This is a genomic window from Myroides injenensis M09-0166 (assembly GCF_000246945.1).
In the GTDB taxonomy this organism is placed as follows: Bacteria; Bacteroidota; Bacteroidia; order Flavobacteriales; family Flavobacteriaceae; genus Flavobacterium; species Flavobacterium injenense.
Genome location: NZ_BAEX01000164.1, coordinates 1 through 1244, shown reverse-complemented (window position 1 = coordinate 1244; position 1244 = coordinate 1). Strand labels below are relative to the sequence as shown.

Genomic DNA, 1244 nt, shown 5'->3' with positions numbered 1-1244 from the left:
CTCTTTTTATTGTTTATTACTTTAGTTTACACTTTTTAGATCACCACCAATCAGTAAAATGATGTACCGGACCATTTCCTTTTCCAATTTCAAATTTAGCTCCGGATTGAATAGTTCGAATCATATAATCTTTTGCTTTTGTTACCGCTTCGTTTAGAGTATATCCTTTTGCTAAGAGTGCAGCAATAGCAGAAGAGAATGTGCAACCTGTACCATGTGTATTTTTTGTATAAATACGTTGAGAAGCAAGTTCAAGAATTTCTTTAGTTTCTGCATTGTAAAATATATCTGTTAGTATATTGTCTTTTAAATGTCCCGCTTTAAGCATGACAGAAACGGTGTCACCAAAGGATAATTCTTTTGCACATTGAGGTAAATCACTTTGATTATTTATCTTTTTACCCAAAAGGATTTCAGCTTCTGGAATATTTGGTGTGATTATTCTGGTATAGGGGATGAGTTCATTTTTAAGAGTATCAATGGCTTCATCTTGAAGTAATTTATCTCCTGAAGTAGCTACCATAACAGGGTCTAGTACGATGTTTTTAATTTTATATGGTAATAAAGTGTCTTTAATAGCTATTATTAATTCAGAAGAGTGAAGCATACCTATTTTTATTGCATCAGCCCCAATATCATCAAGAACTGATTTTATTTGACCAGTTACAAAGTCAACAGGTATGGGATGAACTCCTGTCACGCCAATTGTGTTTTCATCTACAACAGCAACTATTGCTGTTGTTCCATAACATCCTATAGCAGAAAAAGCCTTTAAATCCGCTTGAATACCAGCCCCGCCACTAGGGTCGCTGCCAGCAATCGATAAGACTGTATTGTATTTTTTCATTGTAAAATTAGATTAACCATTGTTCTTGTTTATATGCACTATGCCAAAAAAGCCACTCCATTTTAGAACACATAATATAGGCTTGTGTCATTTTTTTTCTTGTGGATTCAGAGGAGTTTTCAGCTAACTCATCACATATTTTAATTGCCATTTCTACAGATTGATTAAATTCTTCTCCTCCATAAGTGTCTATCCAGCTCTGATAAGGGTTATTGTCTTTTGTTTGGTTTTCTAAAATATAATCACCTACTTTTTTGTAAATCCAAAAGCACGGTAGTACAGCACCAAGCGTTACTTCTATAGAAGATAATGCTACTTGTCTGCTCAAATAAGAAGTATATAAGAGACAACTTGGTGAAGGCAATATAGCATTGTCTAATTTATTTAAAGTACGAAC

Annotated in this window: 2 protein-coding genes; both read right to left on the bottom strand. The window is 33.7% G+C overall.

The features are described from left to right. Window positions 1–40 precede the first annotated feature (40 nt). Window positions 41–847: a bifunctional hydroxymethylpyrimidine kinase/phosphomethylpyrimidine kinase gene (thiD, locus tag RH98_RS14980; protein WP_010257655.1), complete on the bottom strand. Its 807-nt coding sequence runs from the start codon at window positions 845–847 to the stop codon at window positions 41–43. Window positions 848–854: 7 nt separating this feature from the next. Next, window positions 855–1244, bottom strand: a 390-nt coding sequence (locus RH98_RS14975) for a TenA family protein (RefSeq protein WP_010257650.1), incomplete at its 5' end; no start/stop codon positions are given.